The organism is Rhizobium gallicum bv. gallicum R602sp (genome assembly GCF_000816845.1).
Lineage (GTDB): Bacteria > Pseudomonadota > Alphaproteobacteria > Rhizobiales > Rhizobiaceae > Rhizobium > Rhizobium gallicum.
In genome coordinates, this window is record NZ_CP006880.1 from 1,476,064 (window position 1) to 1,500,850 (window position 24,787).

Annotated in this window: 19 protein-coding genes; 18 read left to right on the plus strand and 1 reads right to left on the minus strand. The window is 61.0% G+C overall.

Annotated features, from left to right (window positions below):
• Nucleotides 1–46: 46 nt before the first annotated feature.
• Entirely contained in the window at nt 47–793 is a 747-nt protein-coding gene (locus RGR602_RS30055) for an OmpA family protein (protein ID WP_040115637.1), read from the plus strand.
• A 37-nt stretch (nt 794–830) separates the two neighbouring features.
• On the opposite strand, the gene tssH is transcribed toward RGR602_RS30055, so the two are convergent.
• Nucleotides 831–3,548, minus strand: coding sequence for a type VI secretion system ATPase TssH (gene tssH / locus RGR602_RS30060; protein ID WP_040115638.1), 2,718 nt, complete (start codon nt 3,546–3,548; stop codon nt 831–833).
• 158 nt (nt 3,549–3,706) lie between these two features.
• Between tssH and RGR602_RS30065 the strand changes: the two genes are divergently transcribed.
• From RGR602_RS30065 to RGR602_RS38980, 17 genes are all read left to right on the plus strand, one after another.
• Nucleotides 3,707–5,800 carry a serine/threonine protein kinase gene (locus tag RGR602_RS30065; RefSeq protein ID WP_040115639.1) on the plus strand — a complete coding sequence of 698 codons (2,094 nt, stop codon included), beginning with the start codon at nt 3,707–3,709 and terminating at the stop codon, nt 5,798–5,800.
• Between the two features lie 93 nt (nt 5,801–5,893).
• Complete coding sequence (locus RGR602_RS30070; RefSeq protein WP_040115640.1) at nt 5,894–7,057, plus strand: type VI secretion system protein TssA; 1,164 nt, start codon at nt 5,894–5,896, stop codon at nt 7,055–7,057.
• Nucleotides 7,054–7,590, plus strand: coding sequence for a type VI secretion system contractile sheath small subunit (tssB, locus tag RGR602_RS30075; protein WP_040115641.1), 537 nt, complete (start codon nt 7,054–7,056; stop codon nt 7,588–7,590). Before RGR602_RS30070 ends, tssB begins: the two co-directional genes overlap by 4 nt.
• Before the next feature lie 3 nt (nt 7,591–7,593).
• Nucleotides 7,594–9,102 carry a type VI secretion system contractile sheath large subunit gene (gene tssC, locus RGR602_RS30080; protein WP_040115642.1) on the plus strand — a complete coding sequence of 503 codons (1,509 nt, stop codon included), beginning with the start codon at nt 7,594–7,596 and terminating at the stop codon, nt 9,100–9,102.
• 28 nt (nt 9,103–9,130) lie between these two features.
• Nucleotides 9,131–9,580, plus strand: coding sequence for an Hcp family type VI secretion system effector (locus RGR602_RS30085; protein WP_040115643.1), 450 nt, complete (start codon nt 9,131–9,133; stop codon nt 9,578–9,580).
• Nucleotides 9,567–10,325 (plus strand): type VI secretion system baseplate subunit TssE, encoded by a 759-nt coding sequence (gene tssE / locus RGR602_RS30090; RefSeq protein WP_040115644.1) that lies wholly within the window; start codon nt 9,567–9,569, stop codon nt 10,323–10,325. Before RGR602_RS30085 ends, tssE begins: the two co-directional genes overlap by 14 nt.
• Before the next feature lie 2 nt (nt 10,326–10,327).
• Nucleotides 10,328–12,202 carry a type VI secretion system baseplate subunit TssF gene (gene tssF, locus RGR602_RS30095; protein WP_040115645.1) on the plus strand — a complete coding sequence of 625 codons (1,875 nt, stop codon included), beginning with the start codon at nt 10,328–10,330 and terminating at the stop codon, nt 12,200–12,202.
• A complete protein-coding gene (tssG, locus tag RGR602_RS30100; protein ID WP_040116607.1) occupies nt 12,166–13,227 on the plus strand; it encodes a type VI secretion system baseplate subunit TssG in 1,062 nt (353 codons plus the stop codon). Before tssF ends, tssG begins: the two co-directional genes overlap by 37 nt.
• Complete coding sequence (tagH, locus tag RGR602_RS30105) at nt 13,224–14,492, plus strand: type VI secretion system-associated FHA domain protein TagH (protein ID WP_040115646.1); 1,269 nt, start codon at nt 13,224–13,226, stop codon at nt 14,490–14,492. Before tssG ends, tagH begins: the two co-directional genes overlap by 4 nt.
• Entirely contained in the window at nt 14,492–14,953 is a 462-nt protein-coding gene (gene tssJ, locus RGR602_RS30110) for a type VI secretion system lipoprotein TssJ (RefSeq protein WP_040115647.1), read from the plus strand. Before tagH ends, tssJ begins: the two co-directional genes overlap by 1 nt.
• Before the next feature lie 16 nt (nt 14,954–14,969).
• Complete coding sequence (tssK, locus tag RGR602_RS30115; protein ID WP_040115648.1) at nt 14,970–16,304, plus strand: type VI secretion system baseplate subunit TssK; 1,335 nt, start codon at nt 14,970–14,972, stop codon at nt 16,302–16,304.
• A gap of 4 nt (nt 16,305–16,308) precedes the next feature.
• A complete protein-coding gene (gene icmH, locus RGR602_RS30120) occupies nt 16,309–17,628 on the plus strand; it encodes a type IVB secretion system protein IcmH/DotU (protein ID WP_040115649.1) in 1,320 nt (439 codons plus the stop codon).
• A gap of 1 nt (nt 17,629) precedes the next feature.
• Nucleotides 17,630–21,160: a type VI secretion system membrane subunit TssM gene (gene tssM, locus RGR602_RS30125; protein WP_040115650.1), complete on the plus strand. Its 3,531-nt coding sequence runs from the start codon at nt 17,630–17,632 to the stop codon at nt 21,158–21,160.
• Nucleotides 21,142–21,687 (plus strand): type VI secretion system-associated protein TagF, encoded by a 546-nt coding sequence (gene tagF, locus RGR602_RS30130; RefSeq protein WP_040115651.1) that lies wholly within the window; start codon nt 21,142–21,144, stop codon nt 21,685–21,687. Before tssM ends, tagF begins: the two co-directional genes overlap by 19 nt.
• Nucleotides 21,687–22,790, plus strand: a complete 1,104-nt coding sequence (locus RGR602_RS30135; protein WP_040115652.1) for a DUF2169 family type VI secretion system accessory protein — start codon at nt 21,687–21,689, stop codon at nt 22,788–22,790. The genes tagF and RGR602_RS30135 overlap by 1 nt, the downstream gene beginning before the upstream one ends.
• Entirely contained in the window at nt 22,787–23,809 is a 1,023-nt protein-coding gene (locus tag RGR602_RS30140) for a beta-ketoacyl synthase N-terminal-like domain-containing protein (protein ID WP_040115653.1), read from the plus strand. Before RGR602_RS30135 ends, RGR602_RS30140 begins: the two co-directional genes overlap by 4 nt.
• Nucleotides 23,809–24,777, plus strand: coding sequence for a DUF4150 domain-containing protein (locus RGR602_RS38980; protein WP_082046732.1), 969 nt, complete (start codon nt 23,809–23,811; stop codon nt 24,775–24,777). Before RGR602_RS30140 ends, RGR602_RS38980 begins: the two co-directional genes overlap by 1 nt.
• The last annotated feature ends 10 nt before the right edge of the window (nt 24,778–24,787 follow it).

The following is a 24,787-nucleotide window of genomic DNA, read 5'->3' on the forward strand; positions in this document are numbered from 1 at the left end:
TAGTAATTTCATAGGAGGCGAAACCTTTTTGCCAAAGGAGCCTAAGATGAAGCGCCTGCTGACCACCAAGCTGACGGTGTTTCTCGCTCTATTCTTCGTGACCCAAACTGATTTGGGTGCGCAGGAACTGAACGATTCGGCGCTTAAAGAGCGCTTTCAGCGACAGATCGAGTTGTTCAAGGCGGCACGGCTCGGAGCCACGCGTGGCCTGGTTCTTACCAACTCCAATTCCACGCCCAAAGCCGCGGCCGTACCGGTGACAATTGCCACGCCGGAAACCGGCGCAGCCAAACCCGCTCCGGCTCCCCCTGCCCCTGCAGCCATTGCTTCCCAAGGAACCCAAGCTGCCCCAGCTGTAGGACAGCCATCAATCCCGCAACCGACAGCGACATCACCGACGACTGCCGTATCCGCAGCAGTGACAAGCGATCCGCAGACATACTGGAAGCTGCCGCCCGACGACCAGATCAACGTCCGCGTAAATTTCGACTTCGATTCAGCAGCCATAGCTCCGAACCAAAAGGCGATGCTGCAGAAGCTTTGCGGAGTAATGAAGGATATGGACATCAAACTCGTCCGTATCATCGGTCACACGGATGCTGTCGGAGGCGCAAGCTACAATCAGCACCTGTCAGTCCTGCGCGCGAAGGAGGTAACCCGCTTCTTCACGGATGATTGCAACATCGCTCGGGAACGGCTCGAAGCAGTTGGGGCAGGCGAGCAGTTTCTTCTCAACCAGGAAAATCCGAAGGCTGACGAGAACAGGCGCGTAGAATTCCAGGCTGTGAGCTAAAGACGGCTGCAGCTGCTAGCTGGCGGGAGCACTTTTCTTATTCAAACGCGTAGGTGAAGCCTTCGGCAGATGCTCCGACCGTGGCCTTGGTGAGACGTTTGCCTTCGAGTGCCCAGTTCAGAACGCCTTGGCTCAGCGTCGGCAGTAGCGTGTTTGTCAAGATCGCGTCGATCATGCGCCCCCCCGATTCAACTTCGGTGCACCGAGCCTTGATCAATTCCAGAACCCCGTTCCCGATGACCAGTTCGGCGTCATGGCTGGCGCGCAGTCGGCGCGCGATCTTGGCGAAATGATGTTGTGTGATCGCATCGATCATTGAATCTGAGAGCGGGTAATAAGGTACGACAATCACCCGCCCGAGGAACGCTGGCGGAAACACTTTCAGCAGTGGCGGCCGCAGTGCGCTTTCGAGTTCCTCAAGCGGCGGCCGCGTCCTGCCGCCGTCTGTTCGCTTCATGATAACGTCCGAACCGACATTCGACGTCAGCAGGATAAGGGTGTTCCTAAAGTCGATCCGTCGGCCCTCGCTGTCGTCCATCATTCCCTTGTCGAAAACCTGGAAGAAGATCTCGTGCACATCCGGGTGCGCCTTCTCGACTTCATCGAGCAAAATGACGGAATAGGGGCGCCGCCGCACGGCTTCGGTCAGTACCCCTCCCTTGCCGTAGCCGACATAGCCGGGAGGGGCACCCTTGAGGGTAGAAACTGTGTGTGCCTCCTGAAATTCCGACATGTTGATCGAAATCAGATTCTGTTCGCCTCCATAGAGAGCTTCGGCGAGCGCCAGCGCCGTTTCTGTCTTGCCGACGCCTGAAGGGCCGCACAGCAGGAAAACGCCCACAGGCTTTTCAGGTGAGCCAAGTCCCGCACGGCTGGTTTGCACGCGCCGCGCGATTGATTCCATTGCAAATTCCTGGCCGACGACGCGCTCTCCCAGAACCTCGGCGAGCTGTAGCGCTTTTTCAGTCTGGCTGGTCAGCATCCGGCCGACGGGAATACCCGTCCAGTCCTGCACGACGGAGGCCACAGCGTTCCTGTCGACGGAAAGCAGGATGAGCGGCGTCTCGCCCTGAACGCCCGCAAGTTCCGCCATCAGCACCTTGAGCCGTGCAAGATCGGCGCCCTGGTTCGGGAGTACTCCATCGCCGCTCTCCTGCTCGGGGAGATCCACGTCAGCGGCCACCGGCAATTCCTGGTCTGCTTCTCCCTCGGCCAGCACCGCATCAAGCTTAACTCCCTTTCCCCGTAGCCCCGCCCGTAGATCGAGGATTTCGGAGACCATTGACTGTTCCTTTTCCCAACGGGCCTTTGCGGAAAGCAACGCGGCTTCCGTCTCGACGAGCGAGGCTTCGACCTTCGACTGGCGCTCCGCGACCTCGATGCCGATTGCAGCTTCGCGCCCGATAATGCCCTGCTCGACCTCGAGAGACTGCTTGCGCCGCAGAAGATCTTCGACCTCAGCCGGTGTCGCGTGCTGCGATACCGCCACGCGCGCGCAGGCCGTATCGAGTAGGCTGATTGCCTTGTCCGGCAGTTGGCGTGCGGGGATATAGCGATGTGAAAGGCTGACGGCTGTCTCGATGGCTTCGTCCAAAATCTGCACCTGATGGTGCTTCTCCAGCACGCCTGCCACGCCACGCAACATCAGGATGGCGGCTTCTTCATCAGGCTCTTCAACCTTGACCACCTGGAAGCGGCGGGTCAAAGCCGGGTCTTTCTCGATATGCTGCTTGTATTCTGCCCATGTCGTTGCAGCGATCGTGCGCAGCTCGCCACGCGCCAATGCCGGTTTAAGAAGATTTGCCGCGTCTCCCGTTCCCGCTGCCCCGCCTGCCCCGATCAGTGTATGAGCTTCATCGATGAAGAGGATGATCGGAGTTTCAGATGCCTGGACTTCCTCGATGACTGTCTTCAGCCGCTTCTCGAACTCGCCCTTGACGCTCGCCCCTGCCTGCATCAAACCGATGTCCAGCAGGTGTAGCGCCACACCTTTCAGCGGCGGCGGCACATCTCCTTCTGCAAGGCGGAGCGCAAAACCCTCGACCACCGCCGTCTTTCCCACTCCGGCTTCGCCGGTCAGGATCGGGTTATTCTGGCGCCGGCGCATGAGGATATCGACAATCTGCCGGATCTCTGGATCCCGGCCCAGGACCGGGTCAATTTGGCCGTCGCGTGCGCGCCGGGTGAGGTCGGTGGCGTATTTCGCCAGTGCGGAGTCGCCGCCCGCGGGGCGTTTTTTCCGCGACGGGTCTGGAGCTTCGGCCTTGCCGGCATTCTCAAGTGATCCGGCCAGCACGTCGTCCAGCCGGGGGATCAGGGAATCCGCCTCGATCCGATCGAATTCGGCGCTGATCTTCAACAGAAGCCCGTCAAGTACCGCTACCTTTCTGCAGGCCAGCAGAACATGCACTCCGCGAACCTCGTCAGATCCGAACTGCAGGTTTGCCAGGCTCCAGGCCTCCTGGATGGCATGAAAGATGTGATCGGAAAACTCCTCGATGGAGGTAGCGCCATAGGGAAGCTTGTCTATCGCCCTCGCCATATCGGCAGCAAGCCGGCCGAGATCCACGCCAGCATCGTGGAAGATAAGCTGAAAATCTGCGCGGTCGACCAGGGCCAGCTGTTCGATCCAGTGAACGAGTTCGACATAGGGATTGCCGCGAAGCTTGGCCGCGTCCGCCGCCGCCTTGAAAGCGCGCAAGCAAACGGGATTGAGTTTGCCGACCAGTTCCTTGCGCTTGAAGCTCTGCTGCATGTCGGTCGGCTCCTATCATGTGATCTTGAATAGGGCGTCGCTGGTCTTCGATCGCTAGTCACAGCGTGCCACATTAGTGTATTCTTGACAAATATTCGACCCGCGTGTTCTTGATGAATATTATGTCGCGTGGTTCTGGGTGCGCTGGGAGGCTCCAGATGATTGATCCTCTGCCTGGCGACATCTTCCGCAAAGGACAGGTGCTCAACAACACCTACGAGATCGAGGGTGTCCTCGGCCGCGGTGGAACAGGTGAAGTCTATCGAGCAAGCAACCGGATCACCGGCCGCGTGGTGGCGCTTAAGGCGCTGAAGCGGGAGCTCTCGGCAAATGCCGGCTATCTGGAGCTTATGAAGCGAGAGGAGGAGATGCGCAGCATCTCCCACCACGCGGTCGTGCGCTACACCGACTGCAGCCAGACCGGCGACGGCCACGTCTATCTGGTGATGGACTACGTTGCCGGCACGCCGCTCAGTGAGTGGCTCGAGCAGGGCGGGGCTACCGCGCGGGATCTGCTAGTGGTGGCACACAGAGTGGCCGAAGGTCTTGTCGCAACGCACGAGCGCAAGATCGTCCACCGCGACCTTTCTCCTGACAACATCATCCTTCGCGACGGCAGGCCGGAGGAAGCCGTCATTATCGATTTTGGTATCGCCAAGGACAGCAACACAGGAGCGCGCACGATTGTCGGCAACGAGTTTGCGGGCAAGTATGAATATGCCGCGCCGGAGCAGATGCATGGGCAAGCGGAGCCGCGGTCCGACCTTTATGCCTTGGGCGCATCGCTGCTCGCAACCTTTCGGGGAAGGGTTCCAGACGTCGGAAGGAGTCCGGGCGAGGTCGTCCGTCATAAGGAGCGCCGGCTTGACACCTCGGGCGTTCCAGAACCGCTCAAGACGCTGATCGACGACCTCACTCAGCCTGACCCGGCCCACCGGCCACCGAGTGCCGCCGCGGTCGTGAATGAAATCGGACGGTTGCTGCAACCTGGTCACGCCAAAGCACGGCCGGGCGGGCGCAACAAGAGGCTCATGTTGCGGCCATGGCTTCTTATTCTGCCTCTTGCGGCGCTGGCCGCTATTGGCGGACTTTGGCTTCTCGGAGTTTTTGAAAGCTTGTCTCCGACTGCCCTGCCGATCGCGACGCCCTACAAACTCACTGCCGGGGTGGACGCGCAAGGGCGGCCCACGCTTGCCGGTTTCGCTCCCGACGCCGACCAGCATCAGGCAATCCTAGCAAACTTCACCCGCACGGTCGGGCTTCCCCCACCTAATAACGCCCTCACACTCGCCCAGGGCGCGCCATCCCAACGGTGGTCGCAGGACGTCGATGTCTTTTTTGCGGCCGCCGTTCCGCTCGACGAGTGGAAGCTTGAAATAGCTGATCGAACGGTCCGCCTCTCGGGCCTCGCCGCCGATAAAGCGGGACGCGAAGCTGCGGTCACACGATTTAATGCGGCAGCAAAAGCGGCCGGCTACCGGCCTGTCGCCCGTATTGCTGCCGGCCCGCGAGATCTGTCGCCGGACCAACTGAAACCCCTTATCGTGCCGCTTCAGACCTGCGGCCCACTGCGCGTTCAACAACCGGAGGGCGGTACCTTTCCCCTCGGATCAACGATCTCCATCCAAGGAGACGTCGCTTCAAGCGGCGACATTGACGCCCTCCAGCAGGCACTCGCACCCCACGTCGGAGATCGCGAGCTGCGCTTCGATACCACGGTACTCAGCGCCCAGCTGTGCGTTGTTCAAGTGCTGCTGCCGGATACGCCGCAAGGTCAGATGACGATCGTTCTTGGCTATGGCGACAGATCCGAGCCGAACATGTCCGGCATCTATTCGGTTGGCGACAATCCCGTTATCGACGTGCTCGCGCCGGCTTCGCTCGACAAGGGGTACTTGTGGGTCGCCATCGCCGACGTCACCGGCAATCTCTTCAATGTTCTTCCGAACATCAAAAGACCCGATCATGCACTCGCCGAAATCGGGACCGTGACAGATGGCATGCGCACCATTCGGGTCGCCTATCCAACGGCAGAGGGTGCCGCCGACCCCGCAAAGCTCACCTTCGCCGTCGACAACACCTTCGGCAGAACTCTGATAATTGCTATGCAGACAGACCAGCCGCTTTTCCCCCAGCTTCGACCAACAACCGAGTCCACCAAGTCCTTTGCCGAAGATTTACGTGCAGTGGTAGCGGCCGGTCATGTCTCGATGCTGTCAATGACGACCCGGTTAATCGACACGCGCAAATAATTGCAAGTCCCAGAAATCTGCCATTAGTCTAGAACAAGAAGTTGTGGTAAAAGCAAAAGTAGGGGAATACTAGTCGGTTAACGGGGGGATCTGTTGTTCAACTCGGCTCTCTGGTTAAGTCCACTGAACGGCGACAACCCGTCGGGCGAAAGCTTACGGAATGACGGACGATTCCACGAGTTGGAACGCCTTGTGCAACCGCAGATCGAGATCAGCCGCGACGAACGCAATAACCCGGTCTCACGGACCGAGGTCCCGGTCGATTGGTCGATCGTCCTTCGAAAATCAGAAGAGTTGCGCCCGCACGGACGGGATCTGAGGCTCCTCGTGATCGTGACCCGCGCCCTTGCAAATGAACAAGGTCTTGCTGGCCTCGCGGAAGGCTTGAACCTGATCACCGGAAGCTTCGACATGCATTGGGAAACGATGCATCCGGAACTTCGTGAGGGCTTGCCTCCACGGGATGCCGCCCTGCGCCGGACTAATGCTCTTCTCCAACTCCAAAACGAGAAGGATGGGCTACTCGGCGATCTTCGGAAGATGACTTTCTTTGCGCCACGGAGCGTCGGGCCCGTCACAGGGCGCGATCTCGAGCGCGGGGCTCTCGACACCCGAACCGTTCTCAACGAGGCTGCACCCGGACTGAGCGACGCTGAGAAGGCGTCGCTCGTAAGCGAGCACGACCAGTTACTCAATCGCGTGAGGATCGGCTGCGCGGCGTTTGCGGAACAAGCCGGGGACGAGGCGTCCGCGCTCATCGTCAGCGCAAACGCTGCCGCCACAGCGATGGAAGCCCTCGAGACATCGCTCAATCGGCGACTCGGCGGGGATGTGCGCGTGACCTTGCCAGATCTCAGTCGCTTCCTGCAGCGAGTGATCTCTACGCTTGAGCGTGTCAAGCCCAACCCCAGGCAGGAAACTGCAAACGAGGAAACGCTCGATCGTGAGAGCGCGGCTGCAAAAACGATCTCTGACGCAGCTCCGGCTTACAGCGGAGCACCGGCAGTCTTTCCGTCGCGGCTCACCTCGCGCGAGGAGGTCACAAAGTGCATCGACCTCATCATTGCCTTCTACGACCGCACTGAACCGTCGAGTCCTATTCCCCATCTGGCGCACAGGATCAAACGTATGGTGCCGATGGATTTTCTGGAACTCATGGAGGACCTGGCGCCCTCCGGTTTGAAGGAATTCCGGCTTCTGGCCGGTGTGCCGGAAAGAAAAAAACCTGTCCCTGGGACGAAAGGTGATCACCAATGAGCGAAACTAAGGCCAAGGTAATTGAACGAAACCGGGCGCCTCGCGTCCAGATCGCTTACGAAGTCGAAACTTACGGCAGTCCGACCACCATCGAATTGCCGTTCGTCATGGGCGTGATGGCGGATCTCGCGGGCGCCTCCCAGACGCCGGAGGCCCGCAAGTCCGTCCGGGACCGCTCCTTTGTCGAAACCGACGCAAACAGGTTCGGTCGTTTCATGGAAGCACTCAGCCCGCGCGTCAAAGCCCGCGTGAAGAACACCCTTCCCCAGCCTGCCGGCGAAGAGCGCGACGAAGAGCTTACGCTAGACCTGACCTTTACGAGCATGGCCGATTTCGCGCCGGATCGTATTGCCGAACAAGTTCCACAGCTTGCAGAACTCCTGAGAATGCGCGGCCAACTTGAGGAATTGCTCGGTTTCATGGATGGCCGCATCGACGCCGAAAAACGCATCGCGCAACTTTTGAACAACGAGCCCCTGTTGGGAAAGATCGCCGATCAGGCGCTCGAAGATAGCAGCAAGTCGGAGGTCTGAGCCATGGCCGAACAGGAAAGTACCGCTGCAGTTGGTGTCACGGAAGCCAAAGAAGTCGACCTTCAGGAATTCAGCGAACTTCTGGAAAAGGACTTCAAGGTCAAAAAAGATGACAGCGACAAGCTTCAAACCTTGGTCAGAAATCTGGCGCTTGCTGCGCGCGGCCGTACAGAATCGACAGTCATCTCTTCCAACGCGATCAAATCGATCAAGTCCTTGATTGCCGGCATCGACAAGCTGCTGACCGAGCAGACCAACGAAATTCTCCATGCGCCTGAAGTGCTGCAGATGGAGGGGACATGGCGCGGACTGTGGTACCTCGTGAACAATACCGAGACGGATCAAAAGTTGAAGATCCGCGTCATGAACATTTCGAAGGAGGAGTTGGCTGATACCCTTGAGGATTACGAGGGTCAGATGTGGGACCAAAGCCCCATATTCAAGAAAGTCTACACCGACGAATACTCGATGCTCGGCGGCAACCCCTTTGGCTGCCTGATCGGTGCCTACGAATTCTCAAATCACCCGAAGGATGCCGGTCTCCTCCGCAACATGTCCGGCATCTGCGCCTCGGCGCACACCCCCTTCATTGCCGCCGCCGCCCCCCGTCTGTTCCGCATGGAAAGCTGGCAGGAACTGCCTAACCCGCAAGACCTGCAACAGATCGTGTCGTCGCCGGCCTATGCCTCATGGCAGTCACTGCGCGAGAGCGAGGACGCCCGTTACATAGGGTTGACAATGCCACGGGTGCTGGCGAGGCTGCCTTATGGCGCAGAAACCGTTCCTGTGAAGGGCTTCGCGTTCGAGGAAGAGGTCCAGGGCGACCATCACCGATATGTCTGGATGAACGCGGCCTTCCCAATGGGGGTCAACATCAACCGCAGCCACAAGCTGTTTGGCTGGGGCACGCAAATCCGCGGGGTCGAGAACGGCGGGGCAGTGATCAATCTCCCTGTCCATAACTTCCCGACCGACGACGGGACGGTGGCGATGAAATGCCCGACCGAGGTCGCCATTGACGATCGGCGCGAGGCCGAGCTCGCCAAGCTCGGGCTGATGCCGATCCTCCATCGCAAGAACACTGATATTGCTGCCTTCATCGGCGCCCATTCGTTGCAAGACGACGAGGCGCGAGCCGGCCGTCTGGTCGACCCGGATGCTCAGGCCAACGAGAGACTGAGTGCAAATCTGCCCTACCTTTTCCCGGTTTCCCGTTTCGCCCATTACCTGAAGGCGATCGCTCGCGATAAGATTGGCTCATTCAAGGAACGTGCCGACATGCAGATTTGGCTGACGGAGTGGATCAACCGCTACGTTCTCGCCAACCCTGCCTTCGCCGACGAAAAAGCGCGCGCAAAACGTCCCCTTGCAGCCGCCGAGGTCCAGGTTGACAGCGTCGAAGGTCGCCCCGGCTGGTACAATGCTCGGTTTTATCTGCGGCCCCACTACCAGCTGGAAGGCATCAATGCTTCGCTCCGGCTCGTTTCGGAGCTGCCGTCTATGAAGTCTTGAACAACATTTAGCCGATGGGAGGTTATTCATGAAAATCGACGGTTTTCTCAAGGTACCTGACATCACGGGGCCGAGCGTTCGCGACGGCCACGTAGACGAAATCGAGGTGCACGGAGTGGAGTTTGAAATGCAGGCTCCTTTCGATCCGAATTCGCTATCGCGGAGAGGCCGCGTCAGCTTGGGCATGCTCAATTTCATCAAGCACTACGATAAGGCCTCGCCCTATCTGAAGAAGGCTCTGTTCGACAACAAGCTTCTGGACGAGGTCAAGTTTTCAGCGCGCAGAACGATAGAAGGCGAAACGAGCGACTACCTGGTCATCACGTTGAAGGAAGCTTCGGTGACCAACTACACCATGAAGCCGAGTGAGGAAGAGCCAGATGTGATCGAAGAGCGCGTCGGCTTCGCTTACAAGAACATCACTTTCAATTACGACGACAATGACGAGGTCGAGATGGATGTCTATGTCGGCAAGTGACAGCTGGCAAAAAGGATTTGGAAGGAAGACGAGACCCGGGGGACAACTGCGGGCGACTCGCGAAGCGATCCAGCCGTCCTTGTGGGATCGCCTGGTGAACGACCTGCCGGGGCTCAACTCGGAAATCAACCAACTTCGGCAGGCGATCCAGAAAGAGATAGACCTCGAACGTCTGAACGGGCTGGTTGCCGCAGGGGTTCACCAAATGGAGGCTGCTGCGGATATCAGCGCCGAGCAGAAGAAGAACATACACCGCCTGTTCTCTCTTGAGCGACGCCAGGCAGAACTGGAAAGTCGCGGCGTCGTTGTCTCGACCGATGTGCTGCGCGAGGCAGTGCGGCGCGACATCGAGGCGCTTTTTAATGCACAACGCTTCGAATCCACGCCACTCTTGACGGATTTAGAGGCAGATCAGGCTGGGGACAACCCTCCGTCGCTTGAGGATTTCCCGGAAGTTCGCCGCAGCGTGATCAATTATGGGGTTCCCCCCTTCTCCGGCCGTTCCTCCCGTGACTTCGACCGCGATGAACTGTCGAAGGAAATCCGAAGCGTGCTCGCCGCGTTTGAACCTCGGCTGAAGGAAAGCGCGACGAAAGTTACCGTCAGCCTCGGCGACAGGGCGACCGGCCTCAGGATCGACATCGACGCACTGCTGCTTACCTCGCCGGCGCCCGAACGGCTGCTCCTGCGCACGATACTCAACCTCGACGACGGTTCGGCGCGGACTGAACTTAAGGACACCTGACCATGGACCGGGTCTTCCTGGAGTATTACGAGGAAGAACTAACCCACATCCGCGCGCTCGCCGCCGAGTTTGCAGATATGCATCCCTCGATCGCACGCAACCTTTCCCTTGATACGGCTCCGTGTCCCGACCCCTTCGTCGAACGCCTACTGGATGGCGTGGCTTATCTGGCCGCGCGCACCCGACAGAAGGTGGATGCAGAAAGCTCCCGTTTCGCACGAAGCGTGCTCGAAAATTTCTATCCGGATCTCGTTTCGCCGACGCCCGCAACCGCCATGGCTTTGCTGAAGCCGGGCCAGCAGGTTCAAACGATGCTCGCAGGACACCTTGTGAAGCGCGGGACCCGGCTGGTTTCAAGCGTCCGCCCAGGCCTTTCCACCCGGTGCATCTATACCACGGCCCAGGACGTGATGCTCTGGCCGCTCGCGATTACCTCGGCCACCTACATACAGGATAGAAGCGCACTCGCCGCAGCGGGGATTGCTCCGATTGACGGCGTAACCGGTTCGGCGGCATTGAGCATCACCTTCAATCGAACCGGCAAAGGCAAGCTCAGCGACTTGTCGCTCGACCGCCTGGATCTTTATTTTGGTAGCAAGAGCAAGGCGTCGCTGCTCTTCGATACGCTCTTTGGCGCTTGCGCCGCGACCGGCGCCCGCCCCGAAGGACGCGATAATGCCCTGAGCGCACTTCCGGAGCCGGAGATGATCGGGATCTCCGACGAGGAAGCACTTATGCCGCGCACACGCGAAACATTCGAAGGCTACAGGCTTTTGCGGGAATACTTCATCGCGCCGGAAAGATTTCACTATGTGCGCGTCACAGGGCTGCAGCCGGTCGTTCGGCGCTGCGGGGCTGGGCTGGAACTGCTCTTTCTGTTGCGGCGTCCCATCCCCGAGCTGGCGAATATCGCAGCGAAAGATTTCGAACTCTTCGCAACGCCAATCATCAATCTGTTCGAGCGCGGCTGCAATGTCATCGAACTCGATGCACGGCGGACCCGGCAAGTGCTTCACGCCGATCGCACCCGCCCACGGGATTTCGAGATCTATCGCGCAATCCGCGTCGAAGATGCCGATGCCGAAGGCCCCGACGCCGAGATGCCGGCTCTCTTCAGCCTGGGCCAGAACCGTGGAAACGGCTGGGTCTATTTTACCGAACGCCGCCCGCGGCGCCCGAGTGAAGACGAGCTTCGCCAGGGGCAAACGCGGACCTCCTATACAGGTGACGATGTCTTCATCACGCTTTCGCGCCCGGCTCAGTCCAAAGCCGCCCGGCCACCGAAGCGGATCGAGGTGACGGCCCTGTGCACCAATCGCGATCTACCGATATTGGACGATACGCCGTCCCTCACGCTCGAGAGCGGCGATCCCGTCGAGACCATCCAACTCCTTGGCGCGCTGCGGCCGCCGTGGCCCTCGATTCCAGCGACGCTCCCGGCTGAAGCAGTGGAAGGCTCCAGAGCCGATGAACTCGCCTGGCGGCTCATCGCGCAACTCTCGCTGAATTTCCTCAGCCTGGCTGAGGAGGGCCGCGGGGTTGATCCGCTTCACGCTCTACTTGAGCTTTACGCGAACCGCGGGGATCCAAGTCTCAGCCGGCACGTGCGCGCCGTCGCCCGCGTCGAGGCTCGACCCTTGATCGAGCGCTTGGCAATCGCCGGGCCAATGTGTTTTGCGCGCGGCACCGAGGTTACGCTTCATATCGACCAATCCGTGCTTGCCGGGCACAGCACGTTGTTGCTCTCGGCGCTGCTGGCAAGGCTTTTTGCTCGCTATGCGGCAATCAACGCTTTCGTGCGAACCCGCGCGCGGATCATACAAAAGCAGGAGGATGTGCTATGGCCCATAGCGCCGGGCAATCGCTTCCTGATCTGAACGACGCTGCTCCATCCCTTGAGGCGTTCGACTTTTTCGAGCTCTTGCGGCGCCTCGAAGACGACGGACGGCTTTTTGGGCAGGCCGGCCGCCCGGACCGGGAACCGGCGCGGCTCGGACAGCATGTGCGGCTCGGTTTTGCCGTGCAGGATGTCGCGAAGGTCGAGCCGGCCACCGAAACCACGCCGGCGCGCGTCACGGTCTCGAACCTCGGATTGCTCGGACCAGAGGGTCCAATGCCCCTCTACCTAACGCGCTGGGTGCTGGATCGGCTGTCGCAACGCTGGTTTTCCAGGGCGGACATGCGGGAGGTCAGCGATACGACCTTCGTCGATTTCGTGAATATTCTTCAGCATCGCATGATCGCCCTCTTTTACCGGGCGTGGGCCGACGCTCATCCGGCTGTGCAGGTCAGGCGCCAAGACGGCGGCCGTATTCGCGTAATGTCGGCAGCCCTGGCCGGCCTTGGCTTGTGTGGTAGGGCCCATGATGGGTACGCAGCTATCGATGCCACGAAGCTCTCTCACGCTCCGGCGCTTGCCCATCAGGTAGACGGGCCGGAGAGGCTCACCCTGTTTCTTGCCGACCTCTTGAAGGTGCCGGTTCGGCTTCGCGAATTTGTCGGCACCTTTATGCCTATACCAAACGGGCTCCAGTCCCGGCTTGGCGGCGCGCATGTGCAACTCGGACGAAGCGCCACGATCGGACCGAGGACGTTCCAGCGGCAGCAAAGGATAGAGCTCTCCATCGGCCCGTTGACGCTTGCCGACTACGTAGCTTTCCTACCGGGCTGCGAACGGCGCGAAACCCTGCAGACCGCGATCCGCGATCTCGTGGGATACGGGCTCGATGTCGACGTAAGGCTCGTGCTCAGGCGGGACGAAGTTCCCGCGGCCAAAATGGGAGCAGCGCGGATCGGACAGATCGCTTGGCTCGCTCGACCGAAAGATCGCAGTGACGCAGATGATCTGTGCATACGCACCATCATTGGCTGGCGGCCGGAAATGCCGGAGGCTGTGGCATGAGCCTCATCCTTACTCTCGAGCAAGCCCCCCGACCCCAAGCCGTGCGCCAGATGCGGCTCGTCGAGGGAGAGCTCGTCATCGGGCGCAGCGCAGACGCAGACTGGCGGATCGACGATCCCGACATGTATATCTCACGCGCTCATTGCACGATCGCCTGCGTTCGCGGCCAGTATGTGGTGACGGACACCTCCAGCGGCGGGCTTTTCATCGATGGGTCGCGCACGCCGCTTGGGCTTGGGAACTCCGCCCCGCTGCATGACGGAGCGCGGCTGCAGCTCGGAAATTATGTCGTCCGCGTCGATTTCCAGGCGACGTCGACGGAGCGGGCGTCTGACCAGCCGGCTTCCCCACCGCCGGTCGGCTTCGAGCGGGACGATTTCTTCTCCGGGCGCAGGGAGCCGGCAGCGCCCCCCCCGCGGCCGGCGGGATTGCCCGATCCATTCGAACAACCAGCCGCAGGGGCATTCGCCGCAGCAGGCAGGGGCGAGACAGCAAAAGGGGCGCCCATGTTCGACGATCCCTTCAGCCTTGATCCGTTGCCAGCATCGGGTCAGGACAAGGGGGCTTGGGATTTTTCTTTACCCGGTACAACGCCGCCCGAGCAGTCTGTCACGGAGCCCCCAGCCGAACCGCGCCCTGCCCCGAAACCACAAGCAAAGCCAATGCAGGAAAGGACGGCAAAAACCGAAACCGCCTTGCGCGACGCCTTCCTGCGGGGACTGGGGCTCGGCGCCGATGATTTCACGACATCAGATCCGGTCGCCCAGATGGAGAGTTTCGGCCGGGAATACCGGATGATGCTGGAAGGGTTGATGCATCTCCTGCGCAAGCGCACCGAAGAAAAAGGCGAAGCGAGGATCGCCCAGACTGTGGTTGGAGCATCCGAGGTCAACCCTCTTAAATTCCTTCCCACGGTGGACGATGTGATCGCGACCTTCCTGGCGCAGCGCCAGGCCGGCTTTCTTCCTCCTGAGGCCGCCATCGGCAGTTCCATCCGCGATCTCGCACACCACCACGTGCGAACGTGGCGCGGCGTCCAAGCGGCGCTCGCCAGGATGATTGGCCGCTTCGACCCGGCGACCTTGGAAAGCGAACTGAAATCGCACTCCGCGTTGGATGCCCTGCTTGCCGGTGGCAGGCGGGCAAAGCTCTGGGAGCTTTATGAGAAACGCTATCGCGAGATCGCCAAAAGTGCGTCGACGCGCTTCCTGGGCGAGATCGGCAGCGACTTTCGAGACGGCTATGAAGAGAGGGAGAACGACTGATGCTTAACCGACGCGACTTTATCATGGTGATTGGCGCGACAGGCGCGCTTTCCGCCTGCATGGGCGGCCCGCCAAAATCGTCGACCGTAACGGTCACGGCGACGGGACAAGCGGGGATGAATGCGGCCGCTGGTGGTGGGGAACGTCCGGTGACCCTCCTTATTCTTCGGCTGAAGGATGTCGGAAAATTCAACTCTGCCGATATTTTCGCCCTGCAATCCGATCCGTCCGGCGCGCTCGGAGCAGACCTCGTCGGGTCCGAGCAAATGACGGTCGCCCCGGGTGCAAGCGCCTCAAAGACGGTCGCGTTCCCGCCAGAAGCCACGTTCCTCGGTCTTGTTGCACTGTTCCGGGAACCGGGCGGTCGCACCTGGCGACGGAGCGTGCCGATCAGGCCGGAATCGACGGTGACTGCGAATGTCGTACTAGGCCGCGGCGGTATGGCGCTCGCGCTCGCCTGAATGGAGGGCGTTCAGCATGACGGATATCAACAAGGTGCTTTGGTCCGAGGGGCTCTTCCTCCGGACGCAGCATTTCCAGCAGCAAGACCGTTATACCGAAGCCTTGGTGAGGGGCGCGCTGCAGGCTGGACGGCTGCAGACCTTCGGTTTCAGGTCCCTCACGCTCGATGCCGCACAGCTGGAAGCCGGGCGGGTGGGCGTAACGTCGGCCCGCGGCATTTTTCCGGACGGCACCCCGTTTGCCATACCGGAAACGATGGACGCCCCCACACCTTTGACAATCACGGGTGACATGGGCGCGGGAGCGGTGCAGCTCGCCCTGCCCTTGGAGCCACCCGGCGGCGCCAGCTTCGACCCGGCTCACCGCGAACCAACCGGAGCACGGTTTAGAGGACGGATCGAGTGGATACGCGATGCCGTCCACGGGGGCGCTGATCCGGAAGAGATCGAGATCGCCCGGCCGCAAGCCCTGCTTCTCTCGCCGGCGCAGGCGACCGGTGGCTACACGGCAATGCCGGTGACGAACGTTATGGGGCTGCTCTCCGACGGCAGTGTGGCGATCTCCGAAAATTTCCTGCCGCCGGCACTCGCAACCGGTGCGGTGCCCTTCTACGGCCAGCTTCTGCAGGAGGTAATCACGGGGCTCGACCGCATAGCCGAAGCGCATGGAAAGATGGTGCTTGGCGGCCCCGGCCGCAGCGTGGAAAATCTCCTAGTGCTCGATCTCGCCAACAGTGCGCGCCCGCGACTGGCGCACATGCTCCCTCAGGAGGTTTTTCATCCGGCCGAGCTCTTTCTGGAGCTCAGTGGGCTGGCTGGCCGAATGGCAACCTACGGATCGGGCTCCCGGCGGCTGAGCGAGCTTCCCACCTATGAGCATATGACGCCGGGGCCGGCCTTTGCCGCACTCGCCGACACATTGCGCTCGCTGATCTTGAGCCTGCGCTATGTCGAGCCGAAGTCGCGGGCTCTTCCGGTTCTGAAGCACGCGACCAACGTCTGGAAGGTCCGCGTCGACAATCCCGAACTGCTAACGGCCAGCCGCATCGTTGTGCGCGTTGGGTGCGACATGTCTGACGAGGCATTGCGCAAGATCTTCGTCAATCAGGTGACCGTCGGTGCTGCGGACGAATTCGAGGCGTTGTGGAAGTCGCGACTGCCCGGCATCCGCCTCAAGCCCCTTCACTCGCAGCCCCGCGAGATCCCCTACGACGGAGACCGTCTCTGCCTTGAGCTCGATCAACGCAGCGAGCATTGGGAATCGCTTCTGCGCTCGCCCGGCTTCGTGATCGGAGTTTCCGGCGTTTTGCCCAGCGAACCACAGGTCGACTGCTATTCGGTAAATAGGTAGCACCATGGCAAGTGAGGATCCATTCGGCCTCTCGGAAGATCAGGGCCGTACACGCATCCGCCCGCCGGCGGGGGCAATGCCTGTCATTCCCACCGGCGCATTGGCGAGACGCGCGCGATCCCACCCCAACACGCTGATCAACGCTTTCGCCACCTTGCTTGAATTTGCGCCTGAACTCGAGAATGCATTGCCACCGGGCAATCCGGAAGCCCTGCGGACCAGGCTTATGGAGGAGCTGGTTTCGGCGCGCGATGCGGCCGTGGCCTCCGGCGCAAGCCTGGCGCGGGCAGATGCGGCTGCCTGGGCTGTCGCCTCCCTGCTTGACGATCTGGCGCTCAATACGCCTTGGGGCGGCTCCAGCGCCTGGCCGCGCCAGCCGCTGGTCGTCATGCTCCGCGGCGACGTGGATGCCGGAGCGCAGTTCTTTGCCAGGCTGGAGGAGCTGGAGCGCTATCCCGGCCGCGATCGTGAACTGCTGGAGCTGCAATACTTCTGTCTGGCGCTTGGTTTCCGCGGCAAATATCGGGTGCCAGGGCGTGCGGGCGATCGCTCCATCAGCGCCGTTCGCGCTGCAGCCGCTCGCTTCCTGCGGGACGCGGATGCCGAAGGCGCGCCGCTCTCGCCCAGGTGGGAGGGTGTCGCGGCAGCCGACGAGCCTTCCCGCTTTGCCGTTCCGATCTGGGTGCTCGCAGTCGTGGCTGTGGCGCTCGCGACGGCGATTTACGTGCTTCTGTCGATGCGGCTAGGCGCCAAGGCGGAAGAACTTGCTACGCTCGTTCGGGCGATCCCGCCGCCGGAGCGTGCCGAGATCTATCGGCCGGAAAAGCGCGCGCCGGCACCGGATGCGCCGCGCGTCGAACCTGTCGTCCTTGAGCTGCTGCCGGAATTCCGTGCCGCCGCACCTCCTGCGCTTCTGCCGGCCTTGACGGGCAATGAAAACGCCTCTCGGGTCACACTCCTGCTTCAGTCGAGCGCTCCGGAGCTTTTCCAGTCTGCCCGGCCCGAATTGACGAAAAGCTTCGAGCCGCTCGTCGCCTCCGTCGCAGCTGTTATCAAGGAGAATGCCGAACTGATCAGAAGTGTCACGATTATCGGACATACCGACAATGTTCCGCTCCAGGCCTCCAATCCGCTATCCAACAACCAACGCCTCTCCGAGGCTCGCGCCGCAACGATTGCCGCTTTACTGCGTGCAAGCGGCTTGCCGCCTGAGCGCTTGAAATCGGAAGGACGTGCGGCGACGCTCCCCCTTGCCAGAAATGACACTCGCGAAGGCCGGGCTGCCAACCGCCGCATCGAGCTCCTGATCGAGAAGGGGCTCTGAGATGGCGATCTTCCGCTTCCTCTGGGCGATCCTAACCTCGCGCTGGCTCTGGACCTTCATCGGGCTCGTGTTGCTGTCCCTGATCGTCTGGATCTTCGGCCCAATCATCAGTGTCGGAGAGCGCGCGCCGTTAGCGTCCGAGACGGTGCGATTGGTCATCATTGGCCTTCTCTTCGCGCTGTTTCTCATCTGGTGGATCGCGGCACAACGCCGGGCAATCCGCGCCAATCGCCTTTTCGTTTCGGAAATCGCCCCGCCGCCGGAAGCGCCCCCTAGCCCGGCCGAGGAAGGCGTCGCCTCCGTGGGCGCAAAGTTCCGGGAAGTGATGGCGGAGCTGAAACGCCAAAAAATCGGCGGCCGAAAGTTTCTCCGCGAGATGCCTTGGTACGTCATCATCGGCCCGCCTGCGACCGGCAAGACAACGGCACTACGGCAATCTGGACTGAGCTTCCCCATCGACCTGTCCGACGATTTGCATGGGGTGGGCGGGACGCGCAACTGCGACTGGTTCTTTTCCGAAGAGGCGGTGCTGATCGACACTGCGGGCCGCTACGTTCAACAGGAAAGCCAACCCGACGTCGACGCAGCGGAATGGTTGGGCTTCCTCGATCTCCTGAAAAAGCACCGGGGCCGCCGGGCCTTGAACGGCGTCATCGTAGCACTCGCCATCGACACGCTTTTGGAAGGCGACGCGACCATTCGGGCGCATGGCCGTCAGATCCGCAAACGGCTGACCGAACTTCAGGAACGGCTCGAGATCCGCCTGCCCGTCTACCTGATGCTGACCAAAGCCGATCTCATAAAGGGGTTCGAGACTTTCTACGGAGGGCTCTCGACGGCCGATCGCGAACAGGTTTGGGGAGCAACCTTCCCCCCCGGCGCGAGCATCGACGGCAGCGAGGTCACACGGGAACTCGCAGCATTGGTTGGCGTGCTCGAACGACGCCTCGTTCCTCGTCTTGAAGATGAAGAAAACCTTACCGCCCGTGCAGAGATCTTCCGCTTCCCGGCACAGGTTGAAAGCCTTTCCGAGCCTATTCGCGTGCTGGTCGAAACCGTGTTCGGTGAAAGCCGCTATGCCGAAAGCGCCTGGTTGCGCGGCATCTATCTAACCTCCGCCACTCAGGAAGGCACGGCAATCGACCGCCTGACGGCATCCCTCGCTTCCTCTTTCGGTCTCCCGGCACAGCTCGCTGCGCCGATGCCGCGGGTTGAGAAGCGCAGCTTCTTCCTGAAGGACCTGCTCACGAAAGTGATCTTCAAGGAGGCGGGCCTCGGCACATTCGATCCTGCCGCAGAGGAACGGCGTATCTGGATATGGCGCGGCGCTGCAGTGGCCGCCGCGGCATCAGTTGTCGTGGCCGGTCTGGCCTTTACGGTTTCTTATCGGAAAAACAACGCGGCTCTTTCGGCGCAGGCCGAACAGCTTGAAGCCTTGCAGCTTCCGCTCACTCCGGTTGCTGCGCGTCAAGCGCCGCTGGAACCGCTCGATCTGGATGTGGCGCTTGAGGCCGCAACCGAAGTATCGAATGCCCGTACCGAGCCGCCAAGTGGCATTGCTGCCTTGATCGGGCCTTCTGCGGCGACCGAGATCAGACAGGCACAGGCCGACGCCTATCACCGCTCGTTGCGCAACATATTGGAACCGCGCATGGTCGCGCTGCTCGAGGCGACGATGTGGCGTCAGATCCGCGATCCGGAATTCCTTCTCGGCGCCTTGAAGACGTACCGCATGATGACCGGATTGTCGCCGATGGACCCCGAATTCGCCAAGCAATGGTGGACGGAGCGATTGCCTGAATTCTCGCCCGTGCCGCCCTTCCGGACCGAGATGGCCGCTGACCATCAACTCGCTGCAATCGACAACATGGCGGCGGATCAAGCGCTTATCCAGCCCGATGAGGCGCTGGTGGGCGAAGCATTGCGGAGCATCTGCTCAATTCCGCTTCCAGTGCGTGCCTATAATGCACTGCTCTCAGATACGGAGGTCAGAGCGCTTAAGGATTGGATCCCGGCGGACCACGTCGGCCCAAACGGCCTTAAGGTTCTCGCTCGACGCTCGGACAAGACCCTTAGAGTGGGCATCAGCGGCGCCTTCACCTATGATGGCTTTCACAACGTGGTTCTTGCGCGCCTGGAGGACGTGGCCACGCAGGCTGCACTCGATCGCTCCATCTTCGCCGGAGGCTGCTCGGAAAATGCCAACCCGTCAGTCGCCGCGCTTTCCCAGGACATCCTCAAACTTTACTACGACGATTACATCGCGAAGTGGGACAGCTTCCTGCGCGACGTAAGGCTCGCGCCGCTGGTAGACCTCCAGACGGCGAGCGAAAATCTCAAGGATCTCTCCAGCGCAGACTCTTCGATGAAGCGGCTGCTGAACGCCATCGTGCAGGAGACGGAACTTACCCGTTCTGAAGATGACGCTGGGGGCAAAGTCCCTCCGGCTGCAACTTCCAAGCTTTTGTCCAAGCTCGGCAAAATCGGCAAGCTTGCCAAGAAGGGCGTGAAGCTGATGCCCGCCCCCGGCTCCAAGGCTGAAGTGGACCTCTCGGGCACGCTGGTTGCCGAGCATTTCAAACCCATCAAAGCCGCGATCGCCGAGGTCGACGGCCAACCTCCAGCACTCAATGACGCCGTCGCGGCGCTCACTGCGCTCTCGAACATGCTGCAGACCGTATCGGCAAGTCCCGATGCCCAGGATGCAATAAAGCGGCAAGGCGGCTTGGCGGAACTCACAGGGGCGGTGGCAAAACAGGCCATAACCCTCCCCGACCCGCTAGACGACTGGCTGGCCGGCATCGCCGGCGACACGAGCGGCCTTACAACGGAAGCGGTCACCTCTGAACTTAACGCCATCTGGCGCGCCGACGTGTTGCCTTTCTGTCAAGCGGCGCTGGCGAACCGCTATCCGTTCATTCCTGACAGCGCAATCGATGTCAACGTGGTCGACTTTGCGCGGGTCTTTGGTCCGGGCGGGCTGATTGACAGCTTCATCAACAATCAGCTGATCAACTATGTCGACATGACGCGTCACCCTTGGAAATGGCGCGCTGACATCCGGCTCGATTCGTCAGCTTTAGCCGCCTTGGAACAGGCCCGGCTGATCCGCGACAGCCTCTTTCCAGGTGGTGCCGGACCGATCTTGACCTTTACGCTCGAGCCCAAGGACCTTTCGCCGACGGTCGGCCGCGTGACGTTGAACGTCGACGGCCAGAGCCTCACCTATTTCAACAACCCAACTCGCCCCCAGCCGATGACTTGGCCGGGCAAGGACGGAACGGGCGTAATTACCCTTGCCTTCCAGCCGATCGACGGTTCACCGGAAGTGATGGTCAGCGAAACCGGGAGCTGGGCTTTCCTGCGCATGCTGCGGGCCGGCCGGTTGAGCGGGACCGAGCTTCCGGAACTTTACAAGCTGCGGCTTGCCGCACAGGGCCACTACGCCGATTTCGAGCTTCGGGCAGCAAGCGTGGCCAATCCCTACGACTTGAAAATGTTTGCGAGGTTTTCGTGCCCGACGCAGCTGTGATCCTGCCAGGCTTCTTCGGAAAACTGCCCGCGATGGGGGATTTCGTCACGCGCGGCCTGACGGCATCCTTCGTTGGCCCATGGGACCGCTGGATCACCCGGCATCTGGTTCACCGATTTTCGGAAGGTTCGGTGTCGGCTCATCTAGCGTTGCGATTTATCCTCGGGCCGGAAGCCTTCGGACCCATGACCGGCGTGGTGATGGCAAGCGCCGACCGCGCGGGTCGGCGGTTTCCGTTGACTATCGCGGCTGCGCCGCCGATCGCCTCCACTGACATCGCCACCCTCGCCGCAGACTGGCTCGAGGCGCTGGAAGCTGCGGGAAAGTCCGCCAGCGACGGCGAGATGGACGGCGACGGACTGGCTGCCCGCCTTGTGTCCCTGCCCTATCCCGCGATCACGGCGTCCGGCGACCCGGTCCGGCGCATGGCATTGTGGACGGGCCAGTGCAAGGCAATCGAGGTTGATCCTGGCGCACCTGAATCAGCGCTCCGCCACTTCTTTCCCGAAGGTTTGGAGGCTGGCTGATGCAGATCTGGAACCAGACCGGCTTTCCGACGGAATTCACGATGGGCATGGACAAAGAGGGCCGCGAACACATCGTCGTCGTTGTTAAGGGAACCTTCGACTTTCCGGAAACGCCGGGCGGTCGTGTGCGAAAATCATCGGTGCAGGTGCCACTGGTGATGGCCGACACACATACGGGTGAGCCGGGTTTTTCGGCCACCCTCTGGGAGTCGGACTTTGCTTTTCGAAAGCCCCGCTGCGACATCATCGCCAATGGATGTGCCTATGCTCCTGGCAGCCGTCCGGCCGACCGTGTCAGCGTCGGAATCAAGGTGGGCAACTGGTCAAAGATCTTCGATGTGGTCGGGCATCGCGAATGGCGCGCCCGCGGACCGGTCTTCGTCGCCACTGCCCCGCAACCCTTCCTGCGTCAGCCCTTCTCCTATGATACGGCGTGGGGAGGCACCGACACCCTCGACCCGGACGACAGGCTTCCCGCAAGCTACCCGCTCAACCCTGTCGGCATCGGCTGGGCGCGCACGCGCAACCAGCATCTGATCCCCGGCCTCCCCCTTCCCAACACCCAGGCGGTCGGCGAGGAAATCCGCTCGCCCTTCGGCGACTACCGGCCAATGAGCTTTGGCCCGATGGGACGCGGCTGGCCGGGCAGGATCGAATTCGGCGGCACCTACGACCAGAACTGGATCGACAATGTCTTCCCGTTCCTGCCGCCGGATTTCGACGAGCGCTATTTCCAGATGGCGCCGCCCGACCAGCAGACAGACCCTCCGAAGGGCGGCGAAGAGGTGATGCTGGTCAACCTTACGCCTGCCGGACGCGAGACCTTTCTCCTGCCGACCACCAGTCTGCCGATGACACTGTTCAAGGGCCGTGAGAAAGCCTTCGAGAGTGCGATACCGCCCGACACCGTTTTGTTTGATCCGGAGAACCGGCGCTTATCACTGGTCTGGCGCGTGTCGCAGCCCATTCATCGGACGATCCTCGACTTTAGCGAATGCTGGGTCGGCACACCCACGGAATCCATGCTTAGGGCGCGGGCCGCAGGTCGCGCCTTTGTGCGTGCGAGCAGTGCGCCTGCGTCGGAAGAGGAGGAAGAGGCATGACCACGCCGATGGACATCGTCTCGATCGGTATGGTAACGGCGGTTGGCCTCAACGCCCCCTCCGCATGCGCAGCGATGCGGGCCGGCCTCGACGGCTTTCAGCAGACGCGCTATCTGGGATCCAGCGGAGATTGGTTGATTGGAGCTCCGGTACCCTTGCCGCGCCATTGGGTCGGCGAAAAGCGTATGGCCCATCTGGCGGCGGGCGCCATTTGCGAGGCCTTCGAAGCCGTGCCCGAGGCGCGCGGACAGACGGCCCTAATTCTCTGCCTTGCCGAGGAGGAACGGCCCGGCCGGCCGGTGCACGATGGTGCGCGCTTGCTCCAGCACATCGCCGAGATCGTGGAAAGCCCACCGCACGGTCGCGCCAGGATTGTGGCCAATGGGCGTCCCTCGGGACACGTCGCCCTGGAGCAGGCGCGCCGCATACTAGCGGCGGGCGAAGCGCCCTATGTGATGATCGCTGGCGTCGACAGCTATTTAACGGTGGAGGCTATTGCTTATTATCTCGCCAATGCGCGGCTGTTGACCCCAAGCAATCCGAATGGCTTCATCCCCGGGGAAGCCGCGGCAGCCGTGCTTTGCATGCGTTCGCAAAACAGCGGCCTTCGCCTATTTGGGGTCGGCCTCGCCCGCGAGCAGGCATTCATCTACAACGCGGAGGATCTGCCGTTGCGGGGTGACGGCATGACCTCGGCCTACCGCGCCGCACTTCAGGAAACCGGCATCGAGATGAACCGGGTGGGCTACCGCATTGCCGATCTCGTCGGCGAGCAATATTGGTTCAAGCAATCCGCATTGGCAAGCCTGCGCCTGCTGCGCGGCCGGCATGACTTCCAAGACATCTGGTCGCCGGGAGAAAGCCTCGGCAATGTCGGAGCAGCCGCCGTGCCGATGATGATTGGGATGGCTTTCACCGCCGCCCGTAAGGGCTACGCCGCCGGCAACCCGGTCTTGATCGAAGCCTCTAACGATTCCGGCGCTTGCGGCGCCGCGATCCTGGCGACAAGAGCAGCGTGATGTCGAACGTTTTCGCCAACGGACTTGAAATCTCGGGCAAGGCAGTAAACGCCAAAACCATCGCGGTTTTCCCGGATACCTGCTTCACGCCGCCCGAGAACCCTGCAACGCCGCCGGGTGTTCCGATACCCTATCCAAGCTTCGGATTCGCCAGTGACACCGAGAAGGGCACGGGTACGGTCAAGATCGGCGGCCAGACCGTCAACATCAAGAACAAGTCCGACCTGTCGAGAACGTCGGGCACCGAGGCAGGCTGCGCCGCCAAGAAAGGCATCATCACATCGAATAATACCGGCAAGGAATATTTCAGCAGCTGGTCTAACGATGTAAAATTTGACGGCGAGCCGGTAATTCGCATGTCGGATCTGGCCACCAACAACCACGGCTCTCCGATTTCTAATACCGTGACGTGGCCGCACATCGCTAAGATCAATGTCAAAGGCGTAGACTGTGTTCAGGTTCTGAATGATCTGGGGATTATGGTGCATCCCTACCGCGACCGGGAGAAAAAGGGCCGATGCAAGAAAGGTAAACAACAGTCAGATCACCTGCTGCAGAATGCGTGCGTCAACCAAAAGCGAAGAGGTCCGGCCGCGCCCGGCTTTGGAGGATATGATTTGGACGATGCGCCGTGCATTTGTTTGAACGACGGCACCAAAACAAGGACCCAGCATGGTATAAAATCGGCGTTGCAAAATGACTGGGCAACCAAGCTAAGGGGCGACGGAAAAGTCAAGGTCAGCTACAAAGAAGCGCGCGACGAAAATCTAAAATTCACTGCCGCAGGACACGAGGGAATTCGCAACAGTCCGGAGGCGCTTAAATGCTTGAAAGCAATCATCGACGAGTACTTCATGCGGATTACTGGTGCGTCAAGTGTGGAAGAGCTGGAGAAGCAAGACTGCCGCGTACCAGGCCCACGCAAGAAGCGCGCCCGGAAGAGCAAGGGGAAGAAGAAATCCAAATAGGTTAGACATG

Bases quoted from the DNA above. Each gene is read 5' to 3' on its own strand.
- tssM (WP_040115650.1), top strand. From the start codon at position 17,630: ATGGCGATCTTCCGCTTCCTCTGGGCGATCCTAACCTCGCGCTGGCTC.
- tssE (WP_040115644.1), top strand. From the start codon at position 9,567: ATGTCGGCAAGTGACAGCTGGCAAAAAGGATTTGGAAGGAAGACGAGA.
- tssB (WP_040115641.1), top strand. From the start codon at position 7,054: ATGAGCGAAACTAAGGCCAAGGTAATTGAACGAAACCGGGCGCCTCGC.
- tssK (WP_040115648.1), top strand. From the start codon at position 14,970: ATGACGGATATCAACAAGGTGCTTTGGTCCGAGGGGCTCTTCCTCCGG.
- tagH (WP_040115646.1), top strand. From the start codon at position 13,224: ATGAGCCTCATCCTTACTCTCGAGCAAGCCCCCCGACCCCAAGCCGTG.
- RGR602_RS30055 (WP_040115637.1), top strand. From the start codon at position 47: ATGAAGCGCCTGCTGACCACCAAGCTGACGGTGTTTCTCGCTCTATTC.
- RGR602_RS30065 (WP_040115639.1), top strand. From the start codon at position 3,707: ATGATTGATCCTCTGCCTGGCGACATCTTCCGCAAAGGACAGGTGCTC.
- tssC (WP_040115642.1), top strand. From the start codon at position 7,594: ATGGCCGAACAGGAAAGTACCGCTGCAGTTGGTGTCACGGAAGCCAAA.
- icmH (WP_040115649.1), top strand. From the start codon at position 16,309: ATGGCAAGTGAGGATCCATTCGGCCTCTCGGAAGATCAGGGCCGTACA.
- RGR602_RS30085 (WP_040115643.1), top strand. From the start codon at position 9,131: ATGAAAATCGACGGTTTTCTCAAGGTACCTGACATCACGGGGCCGAGC.
- RGR602_RS30140 (WP_040115653.1), top strand. From the start codon at position 22,787: ATGACCACGCCGATGGACATCGTCTCGATCGGTATGGTAACGGCGGTT.
- tssF (WP_040115645.1), top strand. From the start codon at position 10,328: ATGGACCGGGTCTTCCTGGAGTATTACGAGGAAGAACTAACCCACATC.
- tssH (WP_040115638.1), bottom strand. From the start codon at position 3,548: ATGCAGCAGAGCTTCAAGCGCAAGGAACTGGTCGGCAAACTCAATCCC.
- tssG (WP_040116607.1), top strand. From the start codon at position 12,166: ATGGCCCATAGCGCCGGGCAATCGCTTCCTGATCTGAACGACGCTGCT.
- RGR602_RS30135 (WP_040115652.1), top strand. From the start codon at position 21,687: ATGCAGATCTGGAACCAGACCGGCTTTCCGACGGAATTCACGATGGGC.
- RGR602_RS38980 (WP_082046732.1), top strand. From the start codon at position 23,809: ATGTCGAACGTTTTCGCCAACGGACTTGAAATCTCGGGCAAGGCAGTA.
- tssJ (WP_040115647.1), top strand. From the start codon at position 14,492: ATGCTTAACCGACGCGACTTTATCATGGTGATTGGCGCGACAGGCGCG.